Below are 15,657 nucleotides of genomic sequence, written 5' to 3'. Positions count from 1 at the left end.
CCTAGATGAAGAGCTGCACGGCCGGAAGCGCCGCGTCGCAGTTGAGCAGGTTCACGCGCTTGAGCGTCATGCGCAGCGCGCCGTCCTGCAGCGTGAGGTGATGGAAGAAGGTGCCGACGTAGAACTGCAGCTCGTCGCCTTGCGACTCGGTGTAGTGGAATTCAGTGCGCACCACGAAGCGGTTGCCTTCGGCGTCCAGCACCTCGACCACCGGCACCTGCAGCAGGTGGTGACAACGGCTGCGCGGCTGCTGCGAGAACGCACGCGGGCTCTTCAGGCGCTCGATGCGCAGGTCGCGCAGCAGCTTGTCTTCGTAGAGGTGCGAGGTGTGGTTGAGGCCCTCCTCCTGGTCGGGCACGAGCGGCACCCAGTAGAAGGCGTCGCCGGTGAAGAGCGCGTTCCACTCTTCGTAGCGGCGCGTGTCGAGCAGATGGGCTTCGTTCACGACGAAGTCGATCAGGTCCTGGCGCGTGATCTGAGCTGAGGTGTCGATGCCGGCCATCACATCGTCTCCGTCATGCGCTCGACCCAGCTTCGATACTGGTTGCGCATCGGCAGCTCGTTGGTGCCGCCGGTGGTGATCTCGCCGCCCTTCAGTTCCGACTCTTCGTAGTCGCGGTGCAGGCTCACCCACTCGTTGCCGCTCGCATGCAGGCCGGCCTGCATGCCGCGATACGCCTGCAGGTCGTCGTGCCCCACCACCGAGAACGGCGAGTTGATGAGCCGGTTGTACATGGTGGTGCGCTGCAGCAGCTCGGGCGGCGCGCCCTTGAGGCGAAAGGTCCAGCTCTCGATCAGCGTCTTGTCGGCCGAGATCGGCTTCACCACGCGGATCGCCTGGATCGCGCCCTTGATCGTGAGGTTCGGGTAGTACACCGTGTTGTGCCGCGCCATGCCCAGGATCTGCGCGGTCTTTTCTTCGCCATAGCGCGCCTTCATGGCGTCGTCGTATTCGGGGATCGCCTTGTACTTGCTGTGGATGCTGAAGTGCACGCCCGTGAAGCTGTGGCCGTGGTCATAGGTGCGGATGCCCATGTCCTCGAAGAACTTGTAGTCGGACATGAAGGGCACGAACTGCTCGACCGCCATGGGCTTGGGCTCGTCGGCCGGCTTGTCGGCCCACATGCGCTTGGCGGTGCCGGCCGAGGACTCGTGCGCCACCATCGGATGCAAGGTGTCGTTGAGGTTCTCCACGAACATCTTCCAGTTGCACTGGTGCACGAAGCGCAGGCACCCGCCGGCGATTTCGAGTTCGCCCTCGGGCGAGCGGTCGGCCATGTTGTCGATGGAGCTCAGCGAGTCGCCGAAGTACTCGTCGAAGTCCGGCCCCGCGTCGTTGATCTTCACGAAGATGAAGCCGCGGTGGCTGCGCACATGCTTGAGCGTCGTCAGGCCCCTGGCCGACTCGCATTCGTGCAGCGCGGTGTTCTCGTAGCCGGTCTTCAGTGGAATCGCCAGCAGCGATCCGTCGGTCTTGAAGGTCCAGGCGTGGTACGGGCAACGGAAGAACTTGCCGGTGTTGCCACAGGGCGCGCTCACGAGGCGCGAGCCCTTGTGGGCGCAGCGGTTCATCATCGCGCGCACGCTGCCGTCGGTGTGGCGCACCACGATCAGCGGACGGCCGGCGATCTCGTTGCTGATCCAGTCGCCGGGCTTGGGCAGCTGGCTCTCGTGGCCGACGTAGTTCCAGGTGTTGGCGAAGAAGTGCTCCTGCTCCAGCTCGAAGAGTTCCTGGCTGGTGTAGAGGTCGCGATGGACGCGGTCGTTCTGCACGAGCGCGCGGACGGCATCGGGGTTGTCTCTGTATGAAGGCATGGTTCTCGTGGCTCCTTGCTTCAGATGTCGAGCACCAGGCGCGGACCCTTGGCGCGCGAGATGCAGATCTGCATGACGTTGCCTTCCGCCTTCTCGCGGGCGGTGAGCACGTAGTCGCGGTGTTCGATTTCGCCTTCGAGCACGGGCACGGCGCATACGCCGCATTCGCCGCGCTTGCAGTCGAACATCGGATCGCAGCCGTTGTCGATGAGGCAGTCGAGGATGCTCTGGTCGGCCGCAACGGTGAAGCGCTGGCCCGATTGGGCGAGCTCGACCTCGAAGGGCTGGTCGCCTTCTTCGGCGACCGGCTCGGTGAAGAGCTCGAAGTGCACGCGGTCGTGGTCCCAGCCGCGCGCCTGGGTGCGAGCGAGTACCGCGTCGAGCATGACTTTGGGGCCGCAGACGTAGAGGCGGTCGCCGGCGGGAACGCCATCGAGCAGCGCGTCGATGTCGAGCGGCGCGCCGGCTTCGGCATCCGCATGCACCCGCATGTCGTCGCCCAGCAGCGCCTGCAGTTCGGGCAGGAAAGCCATCAGCTCGCGGCTGCGGCCGGCGTAGTGCATGCGCACCGATGCCTCTTCGGCGCGGCGGCGCGCGGCCATGGTGGCGAGCGGCGTAACCCCGATGCCACCCGCGACCAGCACCGAGCCGCCGGGGCCGGTGTGCAGCGGAAAGTCGTTCTTCGGCGCCTCGATGGCGAGCGTGTCGCCCTCTTTCAGCCCCTCGTGCATGAAGCGCGAACCACCGCGGCCTTCAGCCTCCTTGCGCACGGCGATCACGTATTCGGTCGGTACGTTCGTCGCGTTGCGCGCGGTCGCGAAGTTGATCAGCGAGTAGTGGCGCCAATCGGTCTTGCCGTCGGGCAGCGACACCTGCACGCGGATGTGCGCGCCGGCCGCGAAGCCCGGCAGCGGGCGACCGTCTTCCGCGCGCAGGCGCAGCATGCGGATCAGCGGATTGAGTTCGCGCGCTTCGGCGACGCGAAGCTGGAGCGTGGCGGTGGGAGCGGTCATCGTGCGTCCGTTGTCTCTTCAGGCCAGTGCGTGCTGTGCCAGTGCCGCCTGCAGCTTGTGGCCGTGTTCGTCGGCGAGGGCCGCATCGCGCAGTTCTCGCAGGGTGGCGGGCGCGAGCTGTGCACCGGCGCGCTCGACCGCGCGCATCACGGTGTCGTAGTTGCGGATGCCGCGCTCGTGCGTGTCGCTGTAGCCCTTGACCAGGCGCTGGCACTGCGCGAGTTCCACCGCCAGCTCGGGGTTGCGCTCTGCAGTGACGGCAATGCGCTGCAGCCATTCCTCGATGCGGCGGTTTTCTTCGGCGTAGCGCATCGTCGAGAGGCGCCAGCGCTTCATGGCGGCCACGGTGCGCAGCATCAGGTAGCCGCGCAGCGAGCTGGTCCGGATCACGCGGCCGTTCTGCGTGAAGCGCTCGACGAGCTTCTTCGGCAGCGTGGAGTTCATGAGCCAGCGGCCGATGCCGCCGGGCAGCGTTTCGCAGATTTCCTGCAGGCGCGGATGCATATATTCGTTGATGGCGAGCACCTGGCCCGGCTGCACGCGGGCCTCGCCGCGCACGCGCTCGAAACGGGTGGCACGGGTCTTGAGGGCGGCCACGCGGGCGGTGTCTTCGTAGGACATCCAGAGCGCGAGATGCCGTGCGGTTTCGCGCAGTAGCCGGTGGTCGCCGCCGTTCGGCAAGGCCGCGATGACGGCCACCCGGTCCAGGTACAGGCCGGCATAGGCCACGTCCTGGTAGTCGATGAGGCGGCGCACGCCTTCGAGCAGGAAGTCTTGCGCGGCGAGCGGAAAGCTGTGCTGCACGCGTTCGACCAGTGCGCGCACGGCCGGGTGACGGGGCTGTGGCGTTGGCACGGCCGCAGCGGCTTCAGACGGTGTCTCGCCATCGTCGCCGGCCTGCGCGCGGGCGAATGCGTCGCCGAAGGCCCTCAGGCTGGGCTTCACGCCGACGCCGCCGCGCTCGACGGTCGCTTCGAACTGCGCGCGGCTGAACGGCAGCACGCCCGAACCCGCCAGCGCGCCGAAGAGCACGGCGCTGATCACGCTGCCCGATGCTTCGGCGGCTTGCGCCATGTCGAAGCGGATGAAGCGCTTGGCAGCTTTGGCGGTGTGCGCGAGCAATTGCGCGCTGTCGACGCGGCCATCACCCAGCGCACTCTTCTCCGCGATGGAGAACACGCGGTGCGTGGAAGCGATGAGCGTGGTGCGGTCGTTCGTGACCAGCCCGCGTTGCACTGCACGGCCGGCCTCCATCAGTTCCGATGCCAGCACCACATCGACGTCGCCCGGCAGCGGCATCAGCGCCAGCACGGGCCGGCCGCCATCTGCATCGGCTTGCGCGATCGGATACAGCTCGACGTAGTAGATGGTTGCGCCGGTGCGCTGGGCCACGCCTGGTACCGAGGTGGTCTGCGCGACATAGCCATTCGCTTCGCCCATGTCGACGATCCAGTCGGCCAGCACGCCGCCGCCCTCCCCGCCCATGGCGAGGATCGCGATCTTGATCGGTTGCGCCTTGATGCTCGTCATCGCTTCAGAAGGCATAGGCTTCGCGGCGGCGCGCCTCGCCGCGCTGCAGCCAGCCGATGACGGCGGAACGCACGCGCTCGCGCAGCTTGTCCCAGCCGGTGGGGTTGCTCACGATCTGCGCCTTGTAGAACGAGGGGCACAGCACCGCCGCATGCGAGACCTCGCCGCACACACCGCAGCCCACGCAGCTGTCGAGCACGGTCGCGACCGGGTCGGTACGCAGCGGATCGGGGTTGGGCTTGATGGAGAGCGACGGGCAGCCCGACAGGCGGATGCACGAGTGGTCGCCGGTGCAGGTGTCGGAATCGACGCCGAACTTCTCGCGCACCATGCGCTTGCCATCGGCGATGGCCTTGCGCACCAGCGGCTTCTCGCGGCGCTGCTTGTTGAGCATGCATTCCGACTGCGCGATCAGGACCTTGGGTCCCTTCTTCGTGGTGGTGAGCGCTTCTTTCAGCGCATCGCGCATGCCGGCGACATCGTAGGTGCGGCGCAGCGTCTTCACCCACTCCACGCCCACACCGCGCACGGCGCGTTCGATCTCGTGGCCGGTGCTGCGCGTCTTGTTGACGGCGTTGGACGAGAGGATGTCCTGCCCGCCGGTGGCCGAGGTGTAGTTGTTGTCGACGACGATGGTGAGGTTGTCGCTCTTGTTGAAGACCGAATTCGCCACGCCGCTGGTGAGGCCGTTGTGCCAGAAGCCGCCGTCGCCCATCATCGAGATCGCGCGCTTGCCGGCCGGCGCATTCAGCGCCGAAGCGCCCGCGCCGCCGAGGCCATAGCCCATGGTGGTGTTGCCGATGTTGAAGGGCGGCAGGATGGAGAAGAGGTGACAGCCGATATCGGCGCTGACGTGGTGTGCGCCGAGCTCGCGCTCGACCAGCTTCATCGCGCTGAAGATCGGGCGCTCGGGGCAGCCGGTGCAGAAGCCCGGTGGGCGTGCATGCACGACATCGCCGAGTGCCGAGGATGGCATGGCCGGCTCGAGCGCGGCATCGACGCCGATGGCGGCCACCTCCTTGAGCTGGATCACCTTGCGCACCGGTACGGGCACCGGCAGGGGCGCGAGGCGTTCATAGCGCTCGCAGAAAGTGCGCGCGCCCTTCAGCAGTTCGGACGATGTGTATTCGCCAGCGACAGGCAGCATGTCCTTGCCGTGCAGCGCCGCGGTCGAGCCGGCCTGGCGCAGGATGGTCGCGAGGTTCTGCTCGACGAAATTGGGCTGCCCCTCTTCCACGATCAGCACCGCGCGCTTGCCTTCGCAGAAGCGGATGACTTCGCTCTCGATGACGGGGTAGGCCACATTCATCACGTAGAGCGGCACCTTGGTGTTGCCATACACGTCAGCAAGGTCGAGCCGCTCGAGTGCACGCAGCAGCGTGTTGTAGCTGCCGCCCTGCACGATGATGCCGATGTCGTCAGCGTCTTCGGAGAAGAACTCGTTGAGCCGGCGCTCTTCGATGAAGCGCACCGCGGCGGGCCAGCGGTCCTTCACTTTTTCCTGCTCGTGCACAAAGCTCGCGGGCGGCAGCACGATGCGGCTGACGTCGCGCTGCGGGTTCTCCAACGCCTCCTGCAGCGTGAACTTCGCGCGCTTGTTGTCGCCGGCGATGAAGTGGCCATGCACGTGGCAGGCGCGGATGCGCAGCTGCAGCATCACGGGCGTGTTGCTGGCCTCGGAGAGATCGAAGCCCGTCTTCACTGCATCGACGATGCTCGGCAAGTTGGGGCGCGGATCGAGCAGCCAGATCTGCGACTTCATCGCGAACGCATGGCTGCGCTCCTGCATGATCGACGAGCCTTCGCCGTAGTCCTCACCCACGATGATGAGCGCGCCGCCGGTCACACCGCCCGAGGCGAGGTTGGCCAGCGCATCGGATGCGACGTTGGTGCCCACGGTCGCCTTGAAGGTGACGGCGCCGCGCAGCGGGTAGTTAACCGATGCCGCGAGCGTGGCGGCGGCGGTGGCTTCGCTCGCGCTGTTCTCGAAGCGGATGCCCTGCTCGGCGAGGATGTCCTGCGCATCGGCCAGCACGTCCATCAGGTGTGAGATGGGTGCCCCTTGGTACCCGGCCACATAGGAAACTCCCGATTCGAGCAAGGCCTTGGTGACCGCCAGAATGCCCTCGCCACGAAATACATCTCCGCCGGAAAGCCGCAGCTTCTTGACTTCTTCGACGAACGAACGCTCAGCCATGTGGGTCCTTCTTCTTTCTCGTGGGAGGATGCGCTTCAGGTGCCACATCACGCTTTCTATAATGTTGACAAATGAATGTATCCACAATCATGAATTACCCTAGACATGCAAGCGGCGTGCCCACGGCTGGTTTGACGTGTCTGGAAGCGAGGTGCCTTCATGGCTGAACAAGAGCAACCCACCGAATCGCATCGCTTTGTCGACGACTACCTGCCGGCGCTGCTGGCGCAGGCCAGCCAGCTGATCTCGTCGGAGTTCCACGAGGTGGCGCGACAGCAAGGCTTCTCGGTGTCGGAGTGGCGCGTGATGGCGTCGCTCGCAGGCAGCGAGCCGATCAGCATCGGCCAGCTCGCGCAGGTGACCGTGACCAAGCAGCCGACGGTGACGCGCCTTCTCGACCGCATGGAATCGCGCGGACAGGTGGAGCGCCTGCCCCACGAAAGTGATCGCCGCATCACGCTGGTGCGCATCACACGCAAGGGCCTGAAGGCCGTCGAGCACCTGATGGAACTGGCGCGCGAGCACGAGCGGCGCGTACTCGAACCCTTCGGCCTGCGGCGGGCCGAAGAGCTCAAGCAGACGCTGCGAAGAATGATCGAACTGCACGTGCATGTGCCGCTCGAGGAACCAGAAGAAGACTGAGGCAGCTTAGGGCACGAGCACCGCGCGGCCGCGATGTCCGCGCTGCGCGATCCAATCGAGTGCGATGGCGGCGTCAGCCAGTGCAAAGCTCTGCACATCGAGATGCAAACGGCCATCGGCCAATCGCGCGAGCAACTCGGGCGCGGCGGCACGGCCCTCGGCCTCCCGCCTGAACATATTGAGCGGCATCAGCGCCACGTCTCGCTGCAGGAAGTGCGCGATGTCGAGTTGCAGCGTGGGGCCGGCTGTGTAGCCGATCAGCACGGCGCGACCGCCGGGCCGCACGGCGGGCAGAGACGCTGCAAGGACGTGGCCGCCGACCGTGTCGATGAGCAGGTCGGCGCTGGCAGCGGCGGGTGCGGTGTTCGGATCGACCGGCGTCACCACGCACCCTGCATCGCGCGCAAGTTGCATCACGAGCGAACCCACCGCGCCGCTCGCACCCGTCACCAGGACTTGTTCTCCAGCTTGCAACTTCGCGACCTCGTGCAACGCCACCCATGCCGATGTAGTGGGCGAGAAGAACGCAGCGCCGAGCGCCATCGGCACCGCATCGGGCAAGAGACCGAGCGCTTCGTCAGGCGCGTCGATCTGCTCGCACCAGGTGCCGTCGAACAGCGTACCCAGGCCGCTGCCGCGCAGCCACACGCGCTGTCCGACCTCGTAACGCCCGCTCGCGAGAACGATGCCCGCGGCCTCCACGCCCGGCGTATAGGGCAACGGTGGATGCCGCAGGAAACTGCCTCGCCACACGGTGCGGTCGATATGGCCAACCGTGGCGGCCTGCATGCGGACGATGGTGCGGCCGGGGCGCGCGACGGGATCGGCCACCTCCTCCAGCACGGGCACTGCATCGAAACCGTGGATGCGGATGGCTTTCATGGCAGCGTCGAAAGAAAATCGAGTACGGTCTGTGCGAAGGCTTCGGGCATCTGGTCCGGCAACGGCACCATGCCCCCTTCGATATCGACGATGCGCGCTTGCGGCAGACGGTGCTGCAGCTCGGCCGCATGCGGTGCGGCAAACGGATCATCGGTGGCGCGGATGAGGAGTGCGGGTTGCGTCACGCGGCCGATGCGGTCTTCCATGCGGTAGGACGCAACGGCGCGGTGCCCCTCTTCCACGCGATGGCCGACCTTCAACGCATCGAGCACGAAGGCTTCGAGCAACTCGGGGCGACCTGCCGGATAGAAGCCCTGGCGCTTTTGCCACAGCGCGGCGAGATGGCTTCCGTCTTCGCTCGGCGTGACCTCGTCGATGGGCGGTCGCTGGGCGCGCGCGATGCGAAAGGGCTCGTCTGTGTATGGCGTGGACGACAGCACCAGACCGCGCACGCGGTTCGGAAATGCGGCAGCCAGTTCGATTGCGACGACGCCGCCCGTGTGATGGCCCACAACATCGGCCTGTTGGATGCCCAGCGCATCGAGCAGTTCGCACGCCACGCGCGCCCATTGTTCGATGCTCGCGGGCACGCCGCCGTCCGAAGAATCGCCGAAGCCCGCGGTGTCCATCGCGATAGCGCGGTAACGCGCGCCGATCAGCGGAAGCACTTCACGGTACTCGGCCCAGCTGCGCGGCGACTGGTGCATCAACAATACGGCCGGTGCATCCGCATCGCCGCATATTGCGTAGTGCACCTGCCCTACCGACAGGTCGGCAAAGGCGCGGCGGATCATCATGACAGCGTCTCGCTGGCAGGCGGTCGCCAGAGGCCGGCGTGCTTCAACTCGCCCAGCGTGCGCGAAAGCACATCGCGCCGGTACGCTGGGACGTCGCGGCCTTCGTAGTCGTAAAAGCCGCTGCCGCTCTTGAGGCCGAGGCGTCCCTCTTCAACCATGCGATCGACGATGGCAGGCGCGGTGTAGCGGCCCTTGTCAATCGAGACGGACATCTCGCGGCTCGCGTGATGCAGGATGTCGCAGCCGCCGAAGTCGATGAACTCGACCACACCGAGCGCGGCGAAGCGCAGGCCGAGGCCGTAGCGCGTGGCCTTGTCGATTTCCTCTGCGGTGGCGGCGCCCTCTTCGATCATGCGGGCCGCCTCGTTCATCACCAGCGCCTGCAGGCGCGGCACGATGTAGCCGGGCGAGGCACCACAGACCACGGGCAGCTTGCCGATCTCTTCCATCAGCGCCTTGGTGCGTGCGAGCACGCCAGCGTCGGTGCCCGGGTGACAGCTGAGCTCGACCACGGGGATCACATACGCCGGGTTGAGCCAATGCATGTTGAGAAAGCGCGCGGGCAGCCGCACCAACGCCGCGAGCTGCGTCACGAGGATGCTGCTGGTGGTCGAGGTGAGGATCGCGTCGTCGCGGCAATGACGGTTGAGGTGCTCGAAGGCTTCGCGTTTCGCCTCCAAGGTTTCGGGTACGCCTTCGAAGACAAGCTCGGCGGCGGCCAGTGCCTGCGGCGCCGCAGCGGCATTCACGAAGTCCACACGCGCGGCGATGGGCTGGATCTGCGCCGCATCGATCACACCGAGTTGCGCGAGGCCCGCGAGGCTGGCTTCGATTTCCGTCTTCGCTTCGTCGCGGAGGTGCTGCCAAGCCTCATCGCTTCGCTGGCGCAGGTCGATCAGCGAGATGCGGTGGCCGGCGTAAGCGAACGCAATCGCGATGCCGCGCCCCATGCGGCCGGCACCGACGGCGGCAAAGCGGGGCAGCGCACGCTCATTCGCCATCGTGCAGCCTCTCTTTGAGCTGCGCGGCACTCAGGTCGGCGAGACCCAGGCTTTCGAAAGTGCGCGGACCGCGGCGCAGGTCGCGGCCGAGGAAGCCGCCGACGATGGCCAGCAGGCCGTGCGCGATGGGCGCATCCACGCCCGCATGTCGCGCGGCCGAGGCGAGGAAAGCCAGGCCGAGCTCGGTGTCTTCGGTGATGTAGCGGTGCGTGTGCAGGTCGATGTTCTCGCGCCAGTCGCCGGACTTGACGAGCTGCTTGTGCGCGTCGCCGTACATCCACTGGTCGTTGTTGTAGTGATCGGCCAGCGGGTAGTGCGGCGCGCCCTGGCCGAAGGCCTCGCGCACGGCCATGCGCTCGCGGTCGAGTCGGTCGGTCACATCGCGCACCGCGCGCTGGGTGCCTTCGTTGTGGATGTCCCAGCGCTCGAAGTGCTGCAGCGGGGCGGCGTTCATCACCATCAGCGGCGGATGGATGACGGGGCCGGCGTTCATCAGCGCGCCCGAAAGCGCATCGCCGCAGCCGTGCACGGCCGGGTAGGCTTTCCGGATCACTGCGATCGCCTCAGCCTCCTTGCGCGCTGGGTAGACACCGGTCGGCAGGCGGATCGCGCGGATCGTGACGTTCACTTCGCGCTCGCCGTGCTTACGTGCGAGGTACGGCAAGGTGCCGGTCTCGGCCCAGGCCACGTCGGCGCGGTTGCCGGCCTCTTTCACCGTTCGCGCCATCACGTAGCTGCCGAAGGTGCCCGGCGGCAGGAAGACGACCTGGCCGTCGACCAGGTACGGTGCCATGGCGAGCGCGATGTCGTGCTGGGCGATGGCGGGGGTGGGAATGACGAGCAGCTCGGCGCCCTTGAGCGCCGCGGCGATGTCGGCAGTCGCGAGAGCGAGTGCCACCTCGCGCGAGCCGTCGGCATCCTTCAGCGTGATCGCGCCGGCCTGCACGACCGGCTCGAGCGCCGCGGCATCGCGACGCCACAGGCGTACCTCGTGACCGGCTTCGGACAGGTCCGCGGCGGCTGCGTAGGCACCGTGACCACCGCCAAGAATCGCAATTTTCATGTTCGGAAATTTGAAAAGCAGATGTCGATGAACCGGCAGCCGCGGCGCGGACCGGGGAGCAATGCGCCATTACATTACTTTTCATCGATTCAGATGTCAATCAAATACCGAGGCGACGGCCCCCTCGGAAACCCGCAATGAAAAAGCCCGCGCTTCTTGCGAAGCGCGGGCTTTCTTTTGGGGCGAGACAGCCGCTGGGCCGCTCTAGAATGGATCAGCGCGAGGGCTTGAACGCACGCTTTTGTGCGTCGCGGGGCACGAACACCTTGCCCGGGCCGCCATGGCCTGCGCCATTGCCGCGCGGAGCGAAACCTTCGCGAGGTGCGAAGCCTTCACGGGGCGCGAAGCCGCCGTCGCCGCGGCCAGCGCCGTGGTGACCCTGGCCGTGGCCGCCGCGCGGGGCGCTGTCGCCCCAGCCCGGCTTGCGACCGTAGCCTGCGCCACCGCCGTTGTTGCCGCCGTCGTCACGACCGCCGCCGAAGCCGGCGTTGTTGCCGCCTTGATAGCCGCGCGGGGCCTGATGACCTTGGCTCGGAGCCGGACCGCGTGCATTGCGGTCGTTGAAACCGCTGGCGCCGGCATAGCCGCCGCCGTTGTTGCCGCGATAGCCACCACCGCCGCCGCCACCATTGCCGAACTTGCGGTCGCGCGACTGGTTGTCGCCACGGCCACCGCGGTACTCGCCCATCGGGGGACGCGATTGCGGCATGCGCTGTTGCGGCTCGAGGCCGGCAACCACTTCAGCCTTGAACTGCTGGCGGCTGTATTGCTCGATGTCCATGATCTTGCGGCGATCGCGGAACTCGGCAAAGGTGATGGCCAGGCCATCGCGGCCGGCACGGCCGGTGCGGCCGATGCGGTGGGTGTAGTCCTCGGCCTTCATCGGCAGGCCGAAGTTGAAGACGTGGGTGATGGTCGGCACGTCGATGCCGCGGGCGGCAACGTCCGTGGCCACCAGGATCTGCACCTGGCCTTGGCGCAGCGCCATCAGGCGACGGTTGCGCAGGCCCTGGCTCAGGGCGCCGTGCAGCGCGACGGCGCTGAAGCCCTCTTGCTGCAGGTCGTTGGCGAGGCCGTCGCACTCGACTTGCGTGCTGGCAAACACGATCGCCTGGTTGATGCTGGTGTCACGCAGCCAATGGTCGAGCAGCTTGCGCTTGTGCTGGCTGTTGTCGGCCCAGTACAGCGACTGCTTGATGTTGGCGTGCTTCTCTTGCGGGCTGTCGATGGTGATGCGCTGCGGCTCGCGCATGACGCGCTGGGCCAGTTGCTGGATGCGCGGCGCGAAGGTGGCGCTGAACATCATCGTTTGCTGGCGCTCGATGGTGAGCTGGTTGACTTCGGCCAGGTCGTCGGAGAAGCCGAGGTCGAGCATGCGGTCGGCTTCGTCGACCACCAGGAACTTGACCTGGTCGAGCTTGAGTTGCTGCGAGCGTTGCAGGTCGAGCAGACGGCCCGGCGTGGCAACCACGAGGTCGGCGTTCTGCAGCTTGGCTATCTGCAACTGGTAAGGCATGCCGCCCACGACGTTGGCGATGCGAAGACCGCGGCAATGGCGAACCAGTTCGATGGCGTCGTGCGCGACTTGCTGCGCGAGTTCGCGCGTCGGGCACAGGATCAGGGCGCCGGGGGTGGCGGCCTTGAAATGGCGGGCGTTGGTCGGGTCCTTGCGCTTGGGCTTCTTCGGCGCGGCTTCACCACGAGCTGCGGCTTCGGCGGCCTGGCGCTGGAATTCGGCCTTGGCTTCGGCTTCGGCTTCGGCTTGGCGCTTCAGGAGGGTGTGCAGCACGGGCAGCAGGAAGGCTGCGGTCTTGCCCGAACCGGTCTGGCTCGAGACCATCAGGTCGACAAAACGGGCCTTGCCGTCCTGGCCGGCTTCACCGCCCATGGCGAGCGGGATCACCTTGTCTTGCACGGTGGTCGGCTGGGTGAAGCCCAGGTCGGCCACGGCGGCGATCAGTTCGGGTGCGAGGCCCAGGCGGATGAAACCGTTGGGCAGGCTGGGTTCTTGTTCGACCGCAGCAGCCTCGGGGGCGGCTGCATCGAGCGCCTCGAGGATCGGCGCTTCGGACACAGTGTCCACAGCGGCGGTGAATTCGTTGTTGGTAGCGGATTGCACAGGCGCGAACTCGCCCTGCGCTTCAAAAGCGTCGGTCATGTAGATATCAATCTCAAACGCGAGCGCTGCCGTAGGCGGCGCCCCGTTGGTGGTTAAAAACATCAACCATCCAACGACATTCAGCTTCCGGCTAACGCCTGAGGCTGCGGCCCTTTTTGATCAGCGAATGCGATCGGGCGCGGTGTGCAAGATAGGGAGATGCAAGAGACGCTGATGTGTCCTGTGACAAATGCAAATCAGCGAAGCCTGCGATTATGGCACGGCTTCGGGTTTTTACCTAATCCCTTATCAATCGGTCAGGCGAAGGAAGGTTTCCCGGTAGTGGGCGAGCTCCTCGATGGACTCGTGCACGTCGGCCAGCGCGGTGTGCGCCTGCTGTTTCTTGAAGGCGCTGTAGGCCGAGGGCTTCCAGCGCTTGGCCAGTTCCTTGAGGGTGCTGACGTCGAGATTTCGGTAGTGGAAGTACGCCTCCAGCTTGGGCATGAACTTGACCAGGAACCGCCGGTCCTGCCCGATCGTGTTGCCGCACATCGGCGAGCCGCTGCGGGGGATGTACTTGGCGATGAATTCCAGCAGTTGCTGCTCGGCCGCGGCTTCGTCCAGCGTGGAGGCCTTCACCTTGTCGATCAGGCCGCTGCGGCCGTGGGTGCCCTTGTTCCAGGCGTCCATGGCGTCGAGCACGGCGTCGCTCTGGTGAATGACGAGCACCGGGCCGTCGATGCGGGGCGTGAGGTCGGGGCCGGTAACGACCACGGCGATCTCGAGCAGGAACTCTTTCTCGGGGTCGAGGCCGCTCATCTCGCAGTCCAGCCAGACCAGGTTCTGGTCGCTTTTCTTCAGGGTAGGCACGGCTGCGGGGGGCGTCGGGTCAAGGGATTCGGGCATCGCAGGATTGTCGCCCAAGGCCTGCGCCCCGATTTACCGGGGACTAAACTCGCCGCTCCATGTCCTATTCGCTCATCTTCACCATCGCCTTCGCGGCCGCGCTCGTTGCAGGCCTGCTCGTGAAGTTCTGGCTCGCTTCGCGTCAGGTGCGCCATGTGGCGCAGCACCGCGGCACCGTGCCGGAAGCTTTCGCGCAGACCATCACGCTCGCGGCACACCAGAAGGCGGCCGACTACACGATCGCCAAGGTCCGTTTCGGCCTGGTCGAGATGGCCTGGGGCGCGGCGCTGCTGCTGGGATGGACGTTGCTTGGCGGGCTCGATGTGTTGAACAAGCTGCTGCTGGTGTGGCTCGGTGGCGGCATGGTGCAGCAGTTGGTGCTGCTGGGAGCGTTCGCGGCGATCAGCGGCCTCCTCGAACTGCCATTCGCGCTCTGGCAGACCTTCAGGCTCGAGGAGCGCTTCGGTTTCAACAAGATGACCTGGGGGCTCTGGCTCAAAGACGCCCTGAAGTCGATCGCCATCGGCACCGCGATGGGGCTGCCGATTGCAGCGCTGATCCTCTGGCTCATGGGCGCGGCCGGCGAGCTGTGGTGGCTCTGGGCCTGGGCCTCATGGATGGGCTACAGCCTGCTGGGGATGGTGATCTACCCGATCTTCATTGCTCCGCTGTACAACAAGTTCGAGCCGCTCGACGATCCGACGCTCAAGGAGCGCGTGACGGCCTTGCTCAAGCGCTGCGGCTTCAAGGCCAAGGGCCTTTTCGTGATGGACGGCAGCACCCGCAGCGCGCATGCCAACGCCTATTTCACAGGCTTCGGCGCAAGCAAGCGTGTGGTCTTCTACGACACGCTGCTGCGCCAGCTAAATGCCGGTGAAATGGAAGCGGTGCTCGCGCATGAACTCGGCCACTTCAAGCACCGCCACATCGTGAAGCGGCTCGTCGTGATATTCGCGCTGAGCCTCGCCGGCTTCGCGCTGCTGGGCTGGGTCTCGACCCAGGTCTGGTTCTATACCGGCCTGGGCGTGCAGCCGAACATGTCGCCGGCCGCGCCGAACAGCGCGCTGGCCCTGCTGCTGTTCATGCTCGCGGTGCCGGTGTTCGGCTTCTTCGTGGCCCCGTTGCCGGCGCGCCTTTCGCGCAAGCACGAGTTCGAGGCCGATGCCTATGCCGTCGCACAGACCAGCGGCGCCGACCTTTCCGCCGCCCTGCTCAAGCTCTATCAGGACAACGCATCGACGCTCACGCCCGATCCGGTGTTCGTCAAGTTCTACTACTCCCATCCGCCCGCATCCGAGCGCCTTGCGCGCATGACTGCGGCGTGATCAACCACCTCACATTTCAGCAAAGCCCCTCATGAGCAGCATGTTCAAACCCAAGGACTGGAAGAACCTTCCTCCCCGCCAGGCACTGAGTGCCACGGAGATCGTTTCCGGCCTCGCCAAGCTCGACCACTGGAAGCTCACCGGCGACGGCGCCGATGTCGCCATCGAGAAGACCTTCACCTTCGCCAACTACTTCGAGACCATCGCCTTCGTGAACGCGCTGGCGCTCGTGGCGCACACGCAAGACCACCACCCCGACCTGTCGGTGCACTACAACCGCTGCGTGGTGCGCTTCAACACGCACGACGTAAAGGGCCTGTCGGTCACCGATTTCGATTGCGCTCGGCAAGCCGACGCGCTGGTTGCGAGTCCCTCCGCGTGAGGAAAC

General features: G+C 66.2%; 14 protein-coding genes. 3 read left to right on the top strand and 11 right to left on the bottom strand.

The window, feature by feature from the left end:
* Position 1 precedes the first annotated feature (1 nt).
* From NU688_RS00325 to NU688_RS00305, 5 genes are read right to left on the bottom strand one after another with little or no spacing between them, the layout of a single operon-like run.
* On the bottom strand, positions 2 to 502 hold the full coding sequence (locus NU688_RS00325; protein WP_257858554.1) for an aromatic-ring-hydroxylating dioxygenase subunit beta: 501 nt from the start codon (positions 500 to 502) through the stop codon (positions 2 to 4).
* Complete coding sequence (locus NU688_RS00320) at positions 502 to 1,815, bottom strand: aromatic ring-hydroxylating dioxygenase subunit alpha (RefSeq protein WP_257858553.1); 1,314 nt, start codon at positions 1,813 to 1,815, stop codon at positions 502 to 504. The genes NU688_RS00325 and NU688_RS00320 overlap by 1 nt, the downstream gene beginning before the upstream one ends.
* Before the next feature lie 20 nt (positions 1,816 to 1,835).
* Entirely contained in the window at positions 1,836 to 2,828 is a 993-nt protein-coding gene (locus NU688_RS00315) for a PDR/VanB family oxidoreductase (protein WP_257858552.1), read from the bottom strand.
* An 18-nt stretch (positions 2,829 to 2,846) separates the two neighbouring features.
* Positions 2,847 to 4,358, bottom strand: a complete 1,512-nt coding sequence (locus NU688_RS00310; RefSeq protein ID WP_257858551.1) for an indolepyruvate oxidoreductase subunit beta family protein — start codon at positions 4,356 to 4,358, stop codon at positions 2,847 to 2,849.
* A gap of 4 nt (positions 4,359 to 4,362) precedes the next feature.
* Positions 4,363 to 6,555, bottom strand: a complete 2,193-nt coding sequence (locus tag NU688_RS00305; protein ID WP_257858550.1) for an indolepyruvate ferredoxin oxidoreductase subunit alpha — start codon at positions 6,553 to 6,555, stop codon at positions 4,363 to 4,365.
* Between the two features lie 159 nt (positions 6,556 to 6,714).
* Between NU688_RS00305 and NU688_RS00300 the strand changes: the two genes are divergently transcribed.
* The gene (locus tag NU688_RS00300) at positions 6,715 to 7,197 is read left to right on the top strand and encodes a MarR family winged helix-turn-helix transcriptional regulator (protein WP_257858549.1); all 483 of its coding nucleotides are present in this window, start codon (positions 6,715 to 6,717) and stop codon (positions 7,195 to 7,197) included.
* A 6-nt stretch (positions 7,198 to 7,203) separates the two neighbouring features.
* On the opposite strand, the gene NU688_RS00295 is transcribed toward NU688_RS00300, so the two are convergent.
* From NU688_RS00295 to orn, 6 genes are all read right to left on the bottom strand, one after another.
* Positions 7,204 to 8,079 (bottom strand): zinc-binding alcohol dehydrogenase family protein, encoded by an 876-nt coding sequence (locus NU688_RS00295; protein WP_257858548.1) that lies wholly within the window; start codon positions 8,077 to 8,079, stop codon positions 7,204 to 7,206.
* Positions 8,076 to 8,876 (bottom strand): alpha/beta fold hydrolase, encoded by an 801-nt coding sequence (locus NU688_RS00290; protein ID WP_257858547.1) that lies wholly within the window; start codon positions 8,874 to 8,876, stop codon positions 8,076 to 8,078. Before NU688_RS00290 ends, NU688_RS00295 begins: the two co-directional genes overlap by 4 nt.
* Positions 8,873 to 9,877 (bottom strand): 3-hydroxybutyryl-CoA dehydrogenase, encoded by a 1,005-nt coding sequence (locus NU688_RS00285; RefSeq protein WP_257858546.1) that lies wholly within the window; start codon positions 9,875 to 9,877, stop codon positions 8,873 to 8,875. Before NU688_RS00285 ends, NU688_RS00290 begins: the two co-directional genes overlap by 4 nt.
* A complete protein-coding gene (locus NU688_RS00280) occupies positions 9,867 to 10,940 on the bottom strand; it encodes an NAD/NADP octopine/nopaline dehydrogenase family protein (RefSeq protein WP_257858545.1) in 1,074 nt (357 codons plus the stop codon). The genes NU688_RS00285 and NU688_RS00280 overlap by 11 nt, the downstream gene beginning before the upstream one ends.
* A 214-nt stretch (positions 10,941 to 11,154) precedes the next feature.
* Positions 11,155 to 13,098, bottom strand: a complete 1,944-nt coding sequence (locus tag NU688_RS00275; RefSeq protein ID WP_257858544.1) for a DEAD/DEAH box helicase — start codon at positions 13,096 to 13,098, stop codon at positions 11,155 to 11,157.
* Positions 13,099 to 13,347: 249 nt separating this feature from the next.
* Entirely contained in the window at positions 13,348 to 13,944 is a 597-nt protein-coding gene (gene orn, locus NU688_RS00270) for an oligoribonuclease (protein WP_206177874.1), read from the bottom strand.
* A gap of 59 nt (positions 13,945 to 14,003) precedes the next feature.
* On the opposite strand from orn, the gene NU688_RS00265 reads away from it, so the two are divergent.
* Both NU688_RS00265 and NU688_RS00260 read left to right on the top strand, forming a co-directional pair.
* Positions 14,004 to 15,269 (top strand): M48 family metallopeptidase, encoded by a 1,266-nt coding sequence (locus NU688_RS00265; RefSeq protein ID WP_257858543.1) that lies wholly within the window; start codon positions 14,004 to 14,006, stop codon positions 15,267 to 15,269.
* 31 nt (positions 15,270 to 15,300) lie between these two features.
* Positions 15,301 to 15,651, top strand: coding sequence for a 4a-hydroxytetrahydrobiopterin dehydratase (locus NU688_RS00260; protein WP_257858542.1), 351 nt, complete (start codon positions 15,301 to 15,303; stop codon positions 15,649 to 15,651).
* Positions 15,652 to 15,657: the final 6 nt, after the last annotated feature.

Origin of the sequence: Variovorax sp. ZS18.2.2 (assembly GCF_024701975.1) — a bacterium.
In the GTDB taxonomy this organism is placed as follows: Bacteria; Pseudomonadota; Gammaproteobacteria; order Burkholderiales; family Burkholderiaceae_C; genus Variovorax.
Note: the sequence above shows the minus strand (reverse complement) of the source record. Positions and strands in the feature narration are given on the sequence as shown.

Coding starts and splice junctions, on each gene's coding strand:
- NU688_RS00325 (WP_257858554.1), bottom strand. CDS start 502: ATGGCCGGCATCGACACCTCAGCTCAGATCACGCGCCAGGACCTGATC.
- NU688_RS00320 (WP_257858553.1), bottom strand. CDS start 1,815: ATGCCTTCATACAGAGACAACCCCGATGCCGTCCGCGCGCTCGTGCAG.
- NU688_RS00315 (WP_257858552.1), bottom strand. CDS start 2,828: ATGACCGCTCCCACCGCCACGCTCCAGCTTCGCGTCGCCGAAGCGCGC.
- NU688_RS00310 (WP_257858551.1), bottom strand. CDS start 4,358: ATGACGAGCATCAAGGCGCAACCGATCAAGATCGCGATCCTCGCCATG.
- NU688_RS00305 (WP_257858550.1), bottom strand. CDS start 6,555: ATGGCTGAGCGTTCGTTCGTCGAAGAAGTCAAGAAGCTGCGGCTTTCC.
- NU688_RS00300 (WP_257858549.1), top strand. CDS start 6,715: ATGGCTGAACAAGAGCAACCCACCGAATCGCATCGCTTTGTCGACGAC.
- NU688_RS00295 (WP_257858548.1), bottom strand. CDS start 8,079: ATGAAAGCCATCCGCATCCACGGTTTCGATGCAGTGCCCGTGCTGGAG.
- NU688_RS00290 (WP_257858547.1), bottom strand. CDS start 8,876: ATGATGATCCGCCGCGCCTTTGCCGACCTGTCGGTAGGGCAGGTGCAC.
- NU688_RS00285 (WP_257858546.1), bottom strand. CDS start 9,877: ATGGCGAATGAGCGTGCGCTGCCCCGCTTTGCCGCCGTCGGTGCCGGC.
- NU688_RS00280 (WP_257858545.1), bottom strand. CDS start 10,940: ATGAAAATTGCGATTCTTGGCGGTGGTCACGGTGCCTACGCAGCCGCC.
- NU688_RS00275 (WP_257858544.1), bottom strand. CDS start 13,098: ATGACCGACGCTTTTGAAGCGCAGGGCGAGTTCGCGCCTGTGCAATCC.
- orn (WP_206177874.1), bottom strand. CDS start 13,944: ATGCCCGAATCCCTTGACCCGACGCCCCCCGCAGCCGTGCCTACCCTG.
- NU688_RS00265 (WP_257858543.1), top strand. CDS start 14,004: ATGTCCTATTCGCTCATCTTCACCATCGCCTTCGCGGCCGCGCTCGTT.
- NU688_RS00260 (WP_257858542.1), top strand. CDS start 15,301: ATGAGCAGCATGTTCAAACCCAAGGACTGGAAGAACCTTCCTCCCCGC.